We start from the raw sequence: 15,062 nt of genomic DNA, 5'->3' as shown, positions 1-15,062 counted from the left end.
CCCCATACACTGATCATTCAGGGAGAGAATATGAGTAAAAAAGGCTTAACCACCGGCTCCGGCTGCCCCGTCGTCCATAACAACAATGTTGCCACCGCAGGCCCACGCGGCCCCATGCTGCTGCAGGATGTCTGGTTCCTGGAAAAACTGGCGCACTTCGACAGGGAGGTGATCCCCGAGCGTCGGATGCACGCCAAGGGCTCAGGCGCATACGGTACCTTTACCGTTACCCAGGACATCACCGCCTTTACCCGGGCGAAGCTGTTCTCGGCTGTCGGCAAAAAAACCGATCTTTTTGTGCGTTTCTCCACCGTGGCCGGTGAACGCGGTGCCGCCGATGCGGAACGCGATATCCGCGGCTTCTCCATCAAGTTCTACACCGAGGAAGGCAACTGGGATCTGGTCGGGAATAATACCCCCGTCTTCTATCTGCGCGATCCGCTGAAGTTCCCGGATCTTAACCACGTGGTGAAACGCGATCCACGTACTAACCTGCGTAATCCGACCTACAAATGGGATTTCTTCTCCCACCTGCCGGAAACGCTGCATCAGCTCACCATTGACTTCAGCGATCGCGGTCTGCCCCGCTCCTATCGCACCATGCACGGCTTTGGCAGCCACGCGTTCAGCTTTATTAATCACAATAACGAACGCTTCTGGGTGAAATTCCACCTTAAGTCCCAGCAGGGTATTGCTAACCTGATGGACGATGACGCCAAACGCCTGGTCGCAGAGGACCGCGAAAGTTCCCAGCGCGATCTCTTTACCGCCATCGAACAAGGCGATTTCCCGCGCTGGACGTTTTACGTGCAGATCATGCCGGAAAGCGATGCCGCGAAGGTACCTTACAATCCCTTCGATCTGACCAAAGTCTGGCCGCACGGCGACTATCCGCTGATGGAAGTGGGTGTGCTGGAGCTGAACCGTAACCCGGATAACTACTTTGCGGAAGTTGAGCAGGTGGCGATGTCGCCGGCGAACGTGGTGCCGGGGATTAGCTTCTCGCCGGATCGCATGCTGCAGGGGCGCCTGTTCTCCTACGGCGATGCCCACCGCTACCGTTTGGGCGTAAACCATCATCAGATCCCGGTGAACGCCCCGCGCTGTCCGTTCCATAACTATCATCGCGATGGCGCGATGCGTGTGGACGGTAACAGCGGCAATGGCGCCACCTACGAGCCAAACAGCTTTGGTGTCTTCCAGGAGCAGCCGGACTACAGCGAGCCGCCGCTGTCGCTGGAAGGTGCTGCCGATCACTGGAATCATCGCGAGGATACCGACTACTTCAGCCAGCCGCGCAAGCTGTTTGAGCTGCTGAGTCCGGAAGAGCATCAGCGGATGTTTGACCGTATCGCCGGGGATATGCGTGAGGTGCCGGCCTTTATTCAGGCGCGCCAGATTGCCCTGTTCAGTGAAGTCCACCCGCACTACGGGGCGGGTGTCCAGGCAGCGCTGATGCGCTTAGCCGAAGAGAAGTAAAAACAGAACGGGAGCTCAGGCTCCCGTTGTTTATTGCATGATTAATGTCTGGCCTGCTCGACAATCTCGGGTGCCAGCCCGGTTAGCTGGGAGACGGTCTCAGGCTGCAGGCCCTTTTCCAGCATCACCTTCGCGATACGAAGCGCCTCCTGTTCGATGCCCTCCGCTCTGCCCTGGTTTAATCCCTGAGCCATCCCCTCTTCCCGGAGAAATTGCGCAATGTTCATTAACGTCTCCTTATGCTGATGATCCTTCGTCCTGTGTGCTAATGCCTGCAAAAACGCTGCTGGATCGGCGGTATGACCGGCCTGGAGAAGATAGTTGAGCAACGTTTTTAACTGGGCGTTGCCAGTGTATCCCAGCGCAAGTAGCCTGAGTTCCTTTCGCCGGAAAATAGGAAAATAGCACAGCGCGTGCGAGAGGTAAGCTTGTTGACGTCCTTTCCCGAGCAGGCTCGCAAATCAGCCTCTTAACGACTGACGAACCCACTGCTGCAGAGCGCGACGGGAGATCTTAATCCCGCCATTTTTCAGTTCTGCCGGCAGGGCCAGCCAGTGCACCGGCTGCTGAAAGCGTGCCAGCTTATCGCTTACCCAGTGCGGCAACTGTGTGATATCGGACCCCGCTTCGCACTCGACGACCGCCACCGGCCGCTGACCAAATTCAACATCATCGAGGGGAACCACAAACACCTGGCTGACCTGAGGATGGGTGCCGATCACCCGCTCCAGCTCTTCCGGCTGGATCCCTTCTCCGCCGCTGAAAAAAAGATTATCCATGCGGCCGAGAATGGTCAGGCGTCCATCGACTAATTCACCGCGATCGCGGGTGGCGAACCAGCCCTGTGGGTTAGTCAATGACAGCAAGGCACCGTCGCGCCAGTATCCCGCGGCCATACTTTGTGCCTTGATCCAGACTTCCCCATCCACCACCTGCACTTCCCTGCCCGGCAGCGCATAGCCGACGTCAGGTTCTCCGTCCGCCTCTTTAGCACAGACAGTGGAAGCAAATTCGGTAAGGCCATAGCCGCAGAAGGTGCGTATGCCCCGCGCTCGCGCCTTTTGCGTCAGCTCAACGGGAATTGCCGCCCCGCCGAGTAATACCGCTTTCAGCGCGATGCGGTTTTCGCTCTGGAGCAAACGCCAGAGCTGAGTTGGTACCAGCGAGGCATACGTACATCCCTTTAACGCCTGCTCCAGCGGCTGTTTCTCGCGTACGGTTAAGCGTGCGCCTGCCTGTAACCAGCGCCAGAGAATGCCCTGTCCGGAGACATGAAACAGCGGCAGCGACAGCAGCCAGTCGTCGTCATTGGCGTAAGGCATGAGCGCCAGAACGCCCTTGGCGCTGGCAAGATGCGCCTCGCAGGTATGCACCGCTGCTTTGGGTAATCCGGTGGAGCCAGAGGTCAGCGTCATGGTTGCAGGGCGTTCCGCCCGCCACGCCACGCCACCTTCACCTGGCTGGTCGCTCATGCTCAGCGCAGTGAGGCTGTCGCTGTCGTAGCGACCGTTCAGCACCAGCGCAAAGCGCAACGTCATCTGCGGGAGCAGCACATCCAGTAGCGGATGCGGTAACTGGGGGTTAACGGGAAGAATACGCGCCCCGCACTGGAGCAGCGCCAGCCACGCCAGCAGCGTCTGCGGGTGGTTATGGGCGAGCAGCATCACGCCGTCGCCCTCCTGTACCCCCTGACGCTGAAAGCCTGCGGCAAGGCCGTCGAGGCGCATGCACAGCTGTTGCCAGGTGTATGTCTCTTCCTCCAGACGCAGAGCAGGTTTATCAGCATGCTGCGTGCGCCAGTGCCGCCACGGCCAGTCGGAAAAGGTCATAGCAGCGGCTCCAGCGCCTCGCGATCCAGACAGGGCAAGGTGTTGCCCGGCCAGGGCCGCAGCAGTTGCGCCTGCATCAGGTTCAGGGTATCCAGGCCGGGAACGGTGTCCGGCGTGAACTGAGCGGCAATCCGCGCCAGCTGGGTCAGGCCGAGGCTCGACTCAATCGACGAGCTGATCACCGCCGTCAGCCCGAGGGCGTGGGCCGCGTCCACCTGCTCACGTACCTTCGCGATGCTTCCGGTAAGCGTGGGTTTGATGACCACTGCGCGAACACCCGGCTCGGCACTCCACGTAAAATCGTCCTCACGCAGGCTTTCATCCCAGGCGATGGCAATCCCCGTCTCCCGGGCAAAGGCCAGCGAGTCCGAGCGCGTTTTACAGGGCTCTTCCAGGAAAGCAATACGATCCCGGTACGCCGGGTTAACGTACTTCGCAAACTGCTGCGCTTTCAGCGGGGTCCAGGCGCGGTTTGCATCGAGCCGCAGCCGCAGATCCGGAATGGCCTCCAGCAGCAGATTCGCCACCATGCCGTCGCGTACCGCCTCATACAGACCAACCTTGATCTTCGCTACTTTCTCGCCCGGCATGGCGGCCAGGACGGCAAAGAGTTCGTCAGGATCCCCGGTGCAGAGCGGGGCCGCGCGATAGTCCGCCGCCTCCGGCAGAGAGGCGTCGAGCTCCGCCAGCGCGCAGCTGATGCCAAAATCTACCGACGGCAGACCGGGCAGCAGAGGTGCTTCGCCGTCGCGCCAGGCGATACTCCACGCCCGCAGCGCGGCTTCAGCCTCCTCCAGCGATTCGCGGCTGAAGCCCGGCAGAGGGGAGATTTCGCCCCACCCTTGCCGATCGTCCTGCTGCAGATGAACGAACAGACCGTCGCGGGTTTTTAACCGCCGTTCGCGCAGTACCACACCCGCGTCCATCGGTACCTGCCAGCGGTAGATCTGTACGCTGCGCATTACGGATTCCGTTTGTATTTGCTGAAGTCTGGCTGGCGCTTCTCGTTGAAGGCGTTACGGCCTTCCTGACCCTCTTCGGTCATATAGAACAGCATGGTGGCGTTGCCCGCCAGCTCCTGCAGACCGGCCTGACCATCGCAGTCGGCGTTCAGCGCCGCCTTCAGGCAGCGCAGCGCCATCGGGCTGTTTTGCAGCATTTCACGGCACCAGCGCACGGTCTCTTTTTCCAGATCGGCAATCGGCACCACGGTGTTGACCAGGCCCATGTCCAGCGCTTCCTGGGCGTTGTACTGACGGCACAGGAACCAGATCTCACGCGCTTTTTTCTGACCGACGATGCGGGCCATGTAGGAGGCCCCCCAGCCGCCGTCGAAGGAGCCGACTTTCGGCCCGGTCTGGCCGAAGATGGCGTTCTCCGCGGCAATGGTCAGGTCGCACATCATGTGCAGCACGTGGCCACCGCCGATGGAGTAGCCCGCGACCATCGCCACTACCGGTTTCGGGCAGGTGCGGATCTGGCGCTGGAAGTCGAGCACGTTCAGGTGGTGCGTACCCGCATCGTCCTGATATCCGCCGTAGTCACCGCGTACTTTCTGATCGCCCCCGGAGCAGAACGCTTTATCACCTTCGCCGGTCAGGACAATCACGCCGATGTTGTCGTCGTAGCGCGCATCCGCCAAAGCCTGAATCATCTCTTTGACGGTCAGCGGACGAAACGCATTACGCACCTGCGGACGGTTGATGGTGATTTTGGCGATGCCGTCCGCTGATTTGTGGTAACGAATGTCGGTGTAGCCTTCGGAGCAGTCCTGCCATTCCACCGGGGCGTAGAGCATGTTTTCATCAGGGTAGATCATAGCGTGTCCTTTATGGGTAGATGGAGTATCTGAGCCAGACGCTCGGCCACCGCAACGGGGTTTTCCCGATGGGCGTTATGTCCGGCATGGAAAATTTCATAGCTAATCGCGGGAAGATCCCGGGCAATTGCCCGGAATTTGTCGTCCCGCTCGCCATACAGGTAGAAAAAAGGGACCACGCACTCAGCGAGCGCAGCCCGTAAATCGGGTTGTTCGGCCAGGGACGTCGCCTGCAGCATTGCAGCCAGGGCCTCGCCGTTGTTGCGGCTGCGCAGGGCAACCCACGCCTCACGCTGCCCTTCGGTTAACGAGGCAAACACCGGCTGTTGATACCAGTCTGCAAACACCGCTTCTAAAGGCTCATGGCGAAAACGTGCGGCCCAGCGCGCATCGGAGGCGCGGCGGCTTGCGCGTTCATGGTCGTCACGTAGCCCCGGATGCGCCCCCTCGACGATCAGCCCCCGCAGTCCTTTCGGGCGCTGGCAGGCGTGATACATCGCAATGCGGCCGCCGAGGGAGTACCCCATCAGCCAGTATTCGAGTATGTTGTAACTAATGAGGCTGCAATTTAGCAGACGGCTCATATCACTGAAATCATTCACCGCAATGGAGGCCGATGCACCGTGGCCGGGCAGATCGAGATACAGCCGGGGATAATCGGCCATACTCTCCCCCACCGCCTGCCATTCACGGCTATCGCCGGAAAAGCCGTGCAGGAAAACCAGCCAGGGTTTTCCTGCCGCGCCAGCGCACTGCGTGCCTTGCAGGATCATAGATGGCTGACCTGCGCCAGCAGGTTCTGCAGCATCTGCGCGCCGTCGCTGTCGTTAACCACCACTTCGATAAGCGTGGCGCGGGGTTTGCTCCACGCCGTGCTCAGGGCGCTCTCCAGTTCGGCCCAGTTCGTCGGGCGCTGATAGCGGAGGCTGAACATCGCCGCGGCATGTTCGAACTGCACGTTTTGCGGCATCAGATAGAAGCGTTCGCGTTCACTCTGCGGCGTTGGCAGCAGGGAGAAAATCTGCCCGCCGTTGTTGTTGATCACCAGCAGCACAAAGGGCGCAGAGGCCTGACGTAACAGGGCCAGCGCGTTGAGATCGTACAGTGCCGACAGGTCGCCCACGATCGCCAGCGTCGGGCGGGCGTTAGCGCGCTGGACCCCGGCGGCGGTGGAGATCAGCCCGTCAATGCCGCTGGCACCCCGGTTGCTGAACACCGGATAGCCTGCCGGCAGGCGGGAAAAGGCATCGATCAGGCGCACCACCAGACTGTTGCCGACAAACAGCTGCCCCTGCTCGGGCAGATAGTGGCGAATGCGGTGCGCCAGCTGCGCCTCGCCAAATTCGTCGCTGTGTTGCGCCGTCAGCTCCCAGGCCTGGCGGGAGAGCTCCGGGATCGCCGCGGCCCAGGGGGCGCGTTTTTCCGCCGGATGCAGTTCCAGCCAGTCGGCCACGTTCGAGACCAGCCGACGCCCGCGATGGTGCGCCGGATCCAGGCGTCCTTCCCGCGGATCCACCAGCCAGTACTCCTCCGGCGTGCAGGTGGCCTGCCACTGGAGTAGCCGTTTCCCCGTCAGACTACCGCCCAGTTGCACCACAATCTGCGCCTGCTCCAGCTCGGTGATCGCTTTGGCATTGCCGAGCCACAGATCGGCGCACGGCAGCGGCTGTCCGGTCTGGGAGAGCACGTCGCCAATCAGCGGCCAGCCGAGGGTTTGCGCCCACTCCGCTACCTTTTTTCCTTCCGCCGCGCTCATTCTGCCCGCGAGCACCACGCCGCGTTTTTGCCGCCAGAAGAACCAGTCGCGCTGTTTGGGGCTTGCAAGCTCTACAGGGGCACTCAGCCAGGGTTTTTCGCTCTGCCACCAGTCGCCCAGCGCCTGCTGCCAGGCAAGATCGGTCTCATCCATTTCGCCATACAGCGGCTCGGCAAACGGACAGTTAATATGCAGCGCGCCCGCGCGCAACGTACCCAGCGCGTGATCCACCGTTGAGGCCAGCCAGCGGGCGGGAATATCCCGGGTCGGACGCGGCAGGGAGAGCGTTTCGGTGGGATGAGAGGCAAAGAGTCCCGGCTGGCGAATGGCCTGGTTTGCGCCACAGTCGATCAGCTCCGGGGGACGATCCGCCGTCAGCAGAACCAGTTTTTCGCCGGTCAGCCCGGCTTCGATCAGCGCCGGGTAGAGGTTAGCCACCGCAGTACCGGAGGTGACAATCACCGCCACCGGGGCGTTACTGGCTTTTGCCAGCCCCAGCGCCAGATGTCCAAGACCGCGTTCATCAAAATGGGTGTGATGAATAAAGGTGCGGTTCTCAGCGGCAGCCAGGGTCAGCGGCGTCGAGCGCGAACCGGGTGCGATGCAAACGTGCCTGACGCCATGGCGGGTCAGGGCTTCAAGGATCACCGCCGCCCAGCGCCGGTTAAAGGAACTCACTGACATGGAATTGTCCGGTATCAATATTGCGACTTAGTATAAATAATAGGAAAAGATGTAATTTTGATATGAATCGGGTAAGTACGACTCAGTATTAATCCTTTAGGAGCAGAGAGCGCAGCCCGGCGGCTTTATTTTCGATCTCCTGCCACTCCTGTTCGGGGTCGGAACCGCTTACGATCCCCGCCCCGGCGTACAGGCGCACGCAGGCGTTCTCTACCCTCGCCGAGCGCAGCGCGACGCAGAACTCGCTTTGCGCTAACGACAGATACCCGGCGGATCCGGCATACCACTCCCGGTCGAAGGGTTCATTGCGGGCGATAAACTCCCATGCAGCCTGGCGCGGCAGCCCGGCGACCGCCGCGGTGGGCTGAAGTAGCATCAGGCACTGTGCATCGTCCGGCTGTTGCAGCGCGGTCCAGATGCAGCGGCGTAAATGCTGGACCTTACGCAAACGCACGATTTGCGGTGGCAGGACGTCAAGTACCCCACCCTCGCGCTGCAGGCGCTGGCAGATGTCCTCAACCACCAGCATATTTTCACGCTGGTTTTTATCGTCATTCATCAGCCAGTCGCCCAGGTGCGCGGCCTGCGCATCATCCGGATAGCTGGCGACCGTACCGGCCAGCGCCTCGGTGCGCAGCAGGGTTCCGCGCCGCCGCCACAGCCGCTCCGGCGATGACCCCAGAAAGGCATGGGTGGCATCAGGACGCATTAAAAAGTGGTAGCACTGGAAATTCACCCGTCGGCTGGCGGCCATCAGAGCGGCAGGGTTCAGCGGCAGGTCGAACTGCAGATCCGTTGCCCGGGCCAGTACCACTTTGTCGAACTCGCCCTGAGCAATGGCGTCGGTTGCACGGCGGACTAACGCTAGCCAGCCGGATTTTTCCGGCCGGTGAGTTTCGCTCACCACCGGCTGAACCACAGCATCCACTGGCTGGCTCTCTTCAAGGGAGCGGATAAAGTCACGCGCGCGCTGAGCATCATTTTTCAGCGAGGTGGCGCTGCAGAGCACCAGCCGCAGCATTGCGGTTCCGCCGGTGCGTTGCCACAGCAGACGCGGCAGGAACAGGTCGCCCTGCTGGGGATCGAATGCATTCACGCCGACAACCCGAAGGTCAGGACACTGCGGATAACGCTGTAAAAAATGCCGGGCGGTGGAGAGGGAAGAGAAGTGTTCGGTCGATCCCAGAGCGGCGTACTCTTCATCGCCGTTACGCTGTTGCCAGTAGAACTGGGGGAAACACTGCTGGGCATTCAGCCAGGCAAGCGGGTCAAAAGCATCGTTGAGCGCAAAAGAGACATCGAGGTGATGCAGGCCAGGCGCATCAGGAAAATTAGCGGCTAGCTGGTCGCAAAGGCCTGCCAGCGCGGTGGAAATCGAGTGCACGCGAACTTCTCCCGGCTCAAAAACCTCACATTATACGGGGTAGTTGCCTGAAAAAGCAGTACCCCCGATTTGGCAGGGAGAAGCGTGCGTGTGTAGCGTTAACGGCGGGCGAGAAGAATACCGAGCACCAGACCGGCGGCGGCACCTACCCCAATACCTTGCCAGGGTTTTTCACGGACATAATCGTCTGCACGATAGACCGCTTTTTTAGCCCGATAATAATACGTGTCCGACGCCTGGCTGACGCGTGTTTTCACGTCGTGCAGTGCCTGTTCGGCACGCGCCTTCAGCTCAATGTATTTTTGATCGGCCGGATCGCCTGAAGAACGGAGGACTTCTTCCAGCGTTTCACTTAACAGCGTCAGATCGTCATCAACATGCGTTTCCGAAGATTGGAAGGACATAGTTTTCTCCTTGTGGTTGCATCAGTTCGCTAACTATAGACAATCCTTGCTGATTCTGCCTGCTACGCTTGATGGACCTCTTTCGCCATTCCGATATGCGGGATGCCATCTTCATCGTAGATGTCGGTCACCGGCGCAAAGCCAAAATGGGCATAAAAAGCCTGCAAATGCGCCTGCGCACCCAGGTATAACGCCTTGTTCGGCCAGTACTTTTCGCAGGATCGCAGCGTGTGCTCCAGCAGGGCGTAGCCGAGCTTTTCGCCCCGCGCCTCGCCGCTGACAATCACCCGACCAATCACCACCAGGGAAAAATCGTCGTCGCTTTTCAGAATCCTCGCATAAGCCACCAGCTGATTGTCTTTCCAGCCGAGGATGTGGCGGTTCTCCCCCACCAGGTCTTCGCCGTCGATGTCCTGATAGGGACAGGTTTGTTCAACGACAAAGACGTCGCAGCGCAGCTGCAGTAACGCATAAAGCGTGGGAACGGTCAGCTCGCTATGGTGCAGATCTTGCCACTGGATCATTGGGGTCTCCTTATCGTGTAGGTAGCCGTTATACTAATGACTTTTCGTCCCCGGCACAGAGGCTGAATGCATTATGGAGCTGCTTTTTTTAGGAACATCCGCTGGCGTGCCGACCCGTACGCGCAACGTCACCTCAATTCTGCTGGATTTACAGCACCCGACCCGCGGCGGTTTGTGGATGTTTGACTGCGGCGAAGGGACGCAGCATCAGCTGCTGCGCACCGCCAGCCATCCCGGCAAGCTGGATAAAATTTTCATTACCCATCTGCACGGCGATCACCTTTTTGGCCTGCCGGGGCTGCTGTGCAGTCGCTCGATGGCGGGCAACATCCACCCGCTGACCATCTACGGCCCCACTGGCATTCGTGAGTTTGTCGAAACCAGCCTGCGCATCAGCGGTTCCTGGACCGATTATCCCCTTGAGATTGTCGAGATTAGCGCCGGGGTGGTGTTCAGCGATGATGCGTATACCGTGACCGCAGCCGCGCTGAATCACCCGGTGGAGTGTTACGGCTATCGCATTGAGGAGCAGGATAAACCCGGCGCGCTGGACGGTGCGGCGCTCGTTGCCGCCGGGGTGCCCTTCGGCCCGCTGTTCCAGCAGCTTAAACGTGGGGAATGCGTAACTCTGGACGATGGTCGGACGATTGACGGTGCCGACTATCTCTCCCCGCCCCGCCCCGGTAAGAAGCTGGCCATCTTCGGCGATACCGCCCCCTGCGAAAATGCCCTCGCGCTGGCCCGGGGCGTCGATCTGCTGGTGCATGAGGCGACGCTTGAGGCGGCAATGGAGGAGAAAGCCAACAGCCGGGGCCACAGCTCCACGCATCAGGCGGCAAGGCTTGCCTGCGAGGCGCAGGTGAAAAAACTGATCGTCACCCATGTCAGCTCCCGCTATGACGCCAAGGGCTGTGCCATGCTGCTGGCCGAGTGCCGTACCCTGTTTGCCAACAGCGAGCTGGCAGAAGATTTTGCGACGGTGCGCGTTTAACGCTCTGGTTTTCCCCGAATCTGCCGATAACTCTACCAGGCAGGTATTTTTCACTTAGGGGCAAAAATGGATAACTTCCAGAAAGACATTGATGACAGGGCAAATCTGACCCTGTCGAACCGTTTTGAGCTGCTGCTGTTTCGTCTCGGCACATCTTTGAATGAAAACAAATCTGAGCTGTTCGGCATCAACGTCTTTAAGCTTCGCGAGATTGTGCCTATGCCAGCCTTTACCAAACCGGCGGGGATGAAGTCCCCCCTGATGGGGATGGTCAATATTCGTGACCAGGTGATCCCGGTTATCGATCTCGCCGCCGTGGCAGGCTGCAAGCCGGCCACGGGACTGAATATTCTGCTGATCACCGAATATGCGCGAAGCGTACAGGCCTTTGCCGTCGAGTCGGTCGAGAACATCATGCGTCTGGACTGGAAGCAGGTGCACGCCGCGGAAACCGCCGTCAGCGGACGCTACATCACCAGCATTGCCTGCCTGGACGAGAAGACCGATACCAACGATCTGGCGATGGTGCTGGACGTGGAGCAGATCCTGTATGACATCACCCCGGCCAACCACGATCTGCATGCCACCGATCTGAAGACCACCAAATTCAATATCAAGCCGGGTGCCGTGGCGATTGTGGCGGAAGACTCCAAAGTGGCGCGCTCTATGCTGGAGAAAGGGTTGCAGGCGATGCAGATCCCGGCGCTGATGCATATCACCGGTAAAGAAGCATGGGAGAAGATTGGTGTCCTGGCGGCGCAGGCTCAGGCGGAAGGCGTGCCGATCACCGATAAAATTGCGCTGGTGCTGACCGACCTTGAGATGCCGGAGATGGACGGCTTTACCCTGACCCGCAAAATCAAAACCGACGCGATCCTGAAGGACATTCCGGTGGTGATCCACTCTTCCCTTTCCGGTAACGCCAACGAGGATCATATCCGCAAGGTGAAAGCGGATGGCTATGTGGCGAAGTTCGAGCTGAACGAGCTGTCATCGGTGATTGAAGAGGTGCTGGATCGCGCCACGAAGAAGATTGATGGGCCGTTGATTAGTCGTAAGCAGTTGGCCTGATTAGCGCTTTTTTGCCGGGTGGCGCTGCGCTTACCCGGCCTACAATCCCCGTAGGCCCTGCAAGCGCAGCGCCGCTGGACAATAAAAACCCGCCGAGGCGGGTTTTTTGTTTTTACATCAGCGGCATCGCGTGCTGCACGATGGTGATCAGCGGCTGCGGATAGATACCGAAGATCAGCACCAGCAGCGCGGAGATCAGCACCACAATACCCCCGGCGCTGTACTGCCAGTTGGTTGGTGCATCGCGGTTGAGCTGCTGAGGCGCACTCAGGTACAGGCTCACGGCAACGCGCAGATAGTAGTAGAGACCAATCGCGGAGCCGATAACGACACCCGCCGTCAGCCACCACAGACCCGCCTGCACACCGACGGCCAGCACGTAGAACTTACCGATAAAGCCCAGCGTCATCGGGATACCCGCCAGCGACAGCATCATCACGGTCATGACCGCAGACAGGATTGGACGGTGCCAGAACAGACCACGGTAGGAGAAGAGTGAATCTGCATCCGGGCCACGGTACGGGCTGGACATCAGGCTCACCACGCCGAACGCGCCGAGGCTGCTGAACAGGTAACCGGCCAGATAGACGCCAACGGTTTCCATGGACATCTGACCGCTCTGGAGCGCAATCAGCGCCACCATCAGGTAGCCGAGGTGCGAGATGGAGGAGTAACCGAGCAGACGCTTGATGTTGGTCTGGCTCAGCGCCATCAGGTTACCGAAGATGATGGAGACGAAGGCAATAATACCCAGAACCACACGCACCGCTTCGCTGTCACCCACCGGCGCGTACAGGAACAGACGCATCACCACGCCGAAGATAGCGATTTTGCTCGCCGTCGCCAGGAAGGTGGATACCGGCGCGGGCGCACCCTGGTAAACGTCTGGCGTCCACAGGTGGAACGGCACCAGAGAGAGTTTAAAGCCGAGGCCAACAATCATCATGCCCAGACCCGCCAGCAGCAGCGGCTCGTGCAGCATGCCGTCGCCGAGGCTCTTGCCGAGCGCCATGAAGGAGAGGTTACCGGACTGAGCGTAGATCAGCGCAATACCAAACAGCAGGAAGGACGAAGCAGCAGCAGACAGGATCGTATACTTGATACTCGCTTCCAGAGAGCGCTTCTGACGGAAGGCATAACCAATCAGGCCGAACAGCGGCAGAGAGATCAGCTCAATACCGAGGAACAGCGCTGCCAGATGGTTCGCATTCGCCAGCAGAATACCGCCGAGGGCAGCAATCAGAACCAGCAGGTAAAACTCTTCCCGGTTGTCGTTGTAGCCTTCCAGCCACGGGTAAGCGAAGGTACAGGTCGCCAGGCTGGCTAACAGCACCAGCCCGGTGTACAGCATGGCGAAGCCGTCAACGCGCATCAGCGGAGTGACATCCATCGCACCCGCCTGGCCAACAAACCAGAGGGAGACTAACGCAGCGTTCAGACCCAGAACCGCCAGCGTGGCATTCAGGAAGTGATTGCGTCGCCACGCAATGGAGAGCATCACAACCACCACCGTCAATCCGACGATCAGCAGCGGTAGCAGCGCAATCAGTTGTTGTGGAGTTATTGTCATGGCGATTTACGGCCTTGTAGTAGAAGCAGAATTAACAAACCACTGCTGGATGTTACCCATCGCGGAGTGCGAAGTATCCAGAATCGGCTGCGGATAGAAGCCCAGCAGCACCAGCAGTACGACCAGCAGCAGGATGATGAACAGCTCGCGCAGCGACATCCCCGGCAGCTCTTTGGCAGCGATTTCACTCTTCGCTTTACCGAAGTAAGCGCGGTGCAGCATCGCCAGCGAGTAGACGGAAGCGAACACCAGACCAAAGGTGGAGATGACGGTAATCATCGGAACCACTTTGAAGCTGCCGAACAGAATCATAAATTCGCCGACGAAGTTACCGGTACCCGGCATCCCCAGGGTGGCAACCGCGAAGAACATCGACATCGCTGGCAGCCATTTCATTTTGCCCCACAGACCGCCCATCTGACGCATGTCACGGGTGTGCAGACGTTCATACAGCTGACCACACAGGATGAAGAGACCGGCTGCGGACAGACCGTGGGCAATCATCTGGATCACCGCGCCCTGGTACGCCAGCTGGCTGCCGGTGTAGATCGCAATCAGCACGAAGCCCATGTGGGATACGGAGGTGTAGGCAATCAGACGTTTGATGTCGTACTGCGTGAAGGCCATCCAGGCACCGTAGAAGATACCGATCACACCCAGCCACATGGCAATTGGCGCGAACTCTGCGGAGGCATTCGGGAACAGCGGCAGGGCGAAACGCAGCAGACCGTAGGCCGCCGTTTTCAGCAGGATGCCCGCCAGGTCAACGGAACCCGCCGTGGGTGCCTGGGAGTGCGCATCCGGCAGCCAGCCGTGCAGTGGCACCACCGGCATTTTCACCGCAAACGCGATGAAGAAGCCCAGCATCAGCAGGTATTCAACACCGTGAGACATCGGGGTCTTCAGCAGATCCTGATAGTTGAAGGTCCAGACACCGGTCGCGTTGTAGTGCACAAACACCAGCGCCAGGATGGCAATCAACATCACCAGACCGCTCGCCTGGGTATAGATGAAGAACTTGGTGGCCGCCGTGATACGCGTTTTACCGTCGGACGCCTTATGGCCCCACAGCGCGATCAGGAAGTACATCGGCACCAGCATCATCTCCCAGAAGAAGAAGAACAGGAACATGTCGATGGCAAGGAACACGCCGATAACGCCGCCCAGGATCCACATCAGGTTCAGGTGGAAGAAGCCCTGGTATTTTTCGATTTCTCGCCAGGAGCACAGTACCGCCAGAACGCCGAGCAGACCGGTCAGAACCACCATCAGCAGCGACAGACCATCAATCGCCAGGTGAATAGTGATACCGAAACGCGGGATCCACGGCAGAATGAATTCAGACTGCCACTGCGGGATCCCCGCGGACTGGGTCAGAGAGTAGCCGCCCTGCAACCAGAGTTGCAGGCCAAGCGCAAGCGTCAATCCCATGGTGATCAGCGCAATCCAGCGCGGCATCTTCACGCCAAAGCGTTCGGTCTGCCAGCACAGGAACCCACCGATAAAGGGAATTAATATTAGCCAGGGTAGTAACATGGCGATTTGCATTCC

14 protein-coding genes are annotated in these 15,062 nt (G+C 59.6%); 3 read left to right on the top strand and 11 right to left on the bottom strand.

Features of this window, described 5'->3' with window-relative positions:
- Positions 1–30 precede the first annotated feature (30 nt).
- Complete coding sequence (locus WFO70_RS01320) at positions 31–1,479, top strand: catalase (RefSeq protein ID WP_337014249.1); 1,449 nt, start codon at positions 31–33, stop codon at positions 1,477–1,479.
- Between the two features lie 41 nt (positions 1,480–1,520).
- On the opposite strand, the gene WFO70_RS01315 is transcribed toward WFO70_RS01320, so the two are convergent.
- The 9 genes from WFO70_RS01315 to WFO70_RS01275 form a co-directional block, all read right to left on the bottom strand.
- Positions 1,521–1,706, bottom strand: a complete 186-nt coding sequence (locus WFO70_RS01315) for a hypothetical protein (protein WP_337014247.1) — start codon at positions 1,704–1,706, stop codon at positions 1,521–1,523.
- A 234-nt stretch (positions 1,707–1,940) separates the two neighbouring features.
- Entirely contained in the window at positions 1,941–3,308 is a 1,368-nt protein-coding gene (gene menE / locus WFO70_RS01310; RefSeq protein ID WP_337014245.1) for an o-succinylbenzoate--CoA ligase, read from the bottom strand.
- Entirely contained in the window at positions 3,305–4,270 is a 966-nt protein-coding gene (menC, locus tag WFO70_RS01305) for an o-succinylbenzoate synthase (protein ID WP_337014243.1), read from the bottom strand. Before menC ends, menE begins: the two co-directional genes overlap by 4 nt.
- Complete coding sequence (gene menB, locus WFO70_RS01300) at positions 4,270–5,127, bottom strand: 1,4-dihydroxy-2-naphthoyl-CoA synthase (protein WP_029740930.1); 858 nt, start codon at positions 5,125–5,127, stop codon at positions 4,270–4,272. The genes menC and menB overlap by 1 nt, the downstream gene beginning before the upstream one ends.
- Positions 5,124–5,900: a 2-succinyl-6-hydroxy-2,4-cyclohexadiene-1-carboxylate synthase gene (menH, locus tag WFO70_RS01295; protein WP_337014241.1), complete on the bottom strand. Its 777-nt coding sequence runs from the start codon at positions 5,898–5,900 to the stop codon at positions 5,124–5,126. The genes menB and menH overlap by 4 nt, the downstream gene beginning before the upstream one ends.
- A complete protein-coding gene (menD, locus tag WFO70_RS01290; protein ID WP_337014239.1) occupies positions 5,897–7,567 on the bottom strand; it encodes a 2-succinyl-5-enolpyruvyl-6-hydroxy-3-cyclohexene-1-carboxylic-acid synthase in 1,671 nt (556 codons plus the stop codon). The genes menH and menD overlap by 4 nt, the downstream gene beginning before the upstream one ends.
- Before the next feature lie 88 nt (positions 7,568–7,655).
- Positions 7,656–8,951 carry an isochorismate synthase MenF gene (menF, locus tag WFO70_RS01285; protein ID WP_337014237.1) on the bottom strand — a complete coding sequence of 432 codons (1,296 nt, stop codon included), beginning with the start codon at positions 8,949–8,951 and terminating at the stop codon, positions 7,656–7,658.
- 98 nt (positions 8,952–9,049) lie between these two features.
- Positions 9,050–9,355, bottom strand: coding sequence for a stress response protein ElaB (gene elaB, locus WFO70_RS01280; RefSeq protein WP_142486542.1), 306 nt, complete (start codon positions 9,353–9,355; stop codon positions 9,050–9,052).
- A 62-nt stretch (positions 9,356–9,417) separates the two neighbouring features.
- Positions 9,418–9,879 carry a GNAT family N-acetyltransferase gene (locus tag WFO70_RS01275; protein WP_337014234.1) on the bottom strand — a complete coding sequence of 154 codons (462 nt, stop codon included), beginning with the start codon at positions 9,877–9,879 and terminating at the stop codon, positions 9,418–9,420.
- Between the two features lie 73 nt (positions 9,880–9,952).
- On the opposite strand from WFO70_RS01275, the gene rnz reads away from it, so the two are divergent.
- Together rnz and WFO70_RS01265 are read left to right on the top strand one after the other, a co-directional pair.
- Positions 9,953–10,870 (top strand): ribonuclease Z, encoded by a 918-nt coding sequence (gene rnz / locus WFO70_RS01270; protein ID WP_337014232.1) that lies wholly within the window; start codon positions 9,953–9,955, stop codon positions 10,868–10,870.
- 66 nt (positions 10,871–10,936) lie between these two features.
- Positions 10,937–11,941 carry a chemotaxis protein gene (locus tag WFO70_RS01265; RefSeq protein WP_337014230.1) on the top strand — a complete coding sequence of 335 codons (1,005 nt, stop codon included), beginning with the start codon at positions 10,937–10,939 and terminating at the stop codon, positions 11,939–11,941.
- A gap of 112 nt (positions 11,942–12,053) precedes the next feature.
- Here WFO70_RS01265 and nuoN read toward each other — a convergent pair whose 3' ends face one another.
- Both nuoN and nuoM read right to left on the bottom strand, forming a co-directional pair.
- Entirely contained in the window at positions 12,054–13,511 is a 1,458-nt protein-coding gene (gene nuoN / locus WFO70_RS01260; protein ID WP_337014228.1) for an NADH-quinone oxidoreductase subunit NuoN, read from the bottom strand.
- A gap of 6 nt (positions 13,512–13,517) precedes the next feature.
- Complete coding sequence (nuoM, locus tag WFO70_RS01255; RefSeq protein ID WP_032612768.1) at positions 13,518–15,047, bottom strand: NADH-quinone oxidoreductase subunit M; 1,530 nt, start codon at positions 15,045–15,047, stop codon at positions 13,518–13,520.
- Between the last annotated feature and the right edge of the window lie 15 nt (positions 15,048–15,062).

The sequence above is a fragment of the Leclercia sp. AS011 genome, assembly GCF_037152535.1.
GTDB lineage: Bacteria > Pseudomonadota > Gammaproteobacteria > Enterobacterales > Enterobacteriaceae > Enterobacter.
Note: the sequence above shows the minus strand (reverse complement) of the source record. Positions and strands in the feature narration are given on the sequence as shown.

What these genes read in the sequence shown, in the direction of transcription:
- WFO70_RS01315 (WP_337014247.1), bottom strand. Translation starts at nt 1,706, where the DNA reads ATGAACATTGCGCAATTTCTCCGGGAAGAGGGGATGGCTCAGGGATTA.
- rnz (WP_337014232.1), top strand. Translation starts at nt 9,953, where the DNA reads ATGGAGCTGCTTTTTTTAGGAACATCCGCTGGCGTGCCGACCCGTACG.
- elaB (WP_142486542.1), bottom strand. Translation starts at nt 9,355, where the DNA reads ATGTCCTTCCAATCTTCGGAAACGCATGTTGATGACGATCTGACGCTG.
- menD (WP_337014239.1), bottom strand. Translation starts at nt 7,567, where the DNA reads ATGTCAGTGAGTTCCTTTAACCGGCGCTGGGCGGCGGTGATCCTTGAA.
- nuoM (WP_032612768.1), bottom strand. Translation starts at nt 15,047, where the DNA reads ATGTTACTACCCTGGCTAATATTAATTCCCTTTATCGGTGGGTTCCTG.
- menC (WP_337014243.1), bottom strand. Translation starts at nt 4,270, where the DNA reads ATGCGCAGCGTACAGATCTACCGCTGGCAGGTACCGATGGACGCGGGT.
- WFO70_RS01275 (WP_337014234.1), bottom strand. Translation starts at nt 9,879, where the DNA reads ATGATCCAGTGGCAAGATCTGCACCATAGCGAGCTGACCGTTCCCACG.
- menB (WP_029740930.1), bottom strand. Translation starts at nt 5,127, where the DNA reads ATGATCTACCCTGATGAAAACATGCTCTACGCCCCGGTGGAATGGCAG.
- WFO70_RS01320 (WP_337014249.1), top strand. Translation starts at nt 31, where the DNA reads ATGAGTAAAAAAGGCTTAACCACCGGCTCCGGCTGCCCCGTCGTCCAT.
- menH (WP_337014241.1), bottom strand. Translation starts at nt 5,900, where the DNA reads ATGATCCTGCAAGGCACGCAGTGCGCTGGCGCGGCAGGAAAACCCTGG.
- nuoN (WP_337014228.1), bottom strand. Translation starts at nt 13,511, where the DNA reads ATGACAATAACTCCACAACAACTGATTGCGCTGCTACCGCTGCTGATC.
- menE (WP_337014245.1), bottom strand. Translation starts at nt 3,308, where the DNA reads ATGACCTTTTCCGACTGGCCGTGGCGGCACTGGCGCACGCAGCATGCT.
- WFO70_RS01265 (WP_337014230.1), top strand. Translation starts at nt 10,937, where the DNA reads ATGGATAACTTCCAGAAAGACATTGATGACAGGGCAAATCTGACCCTG.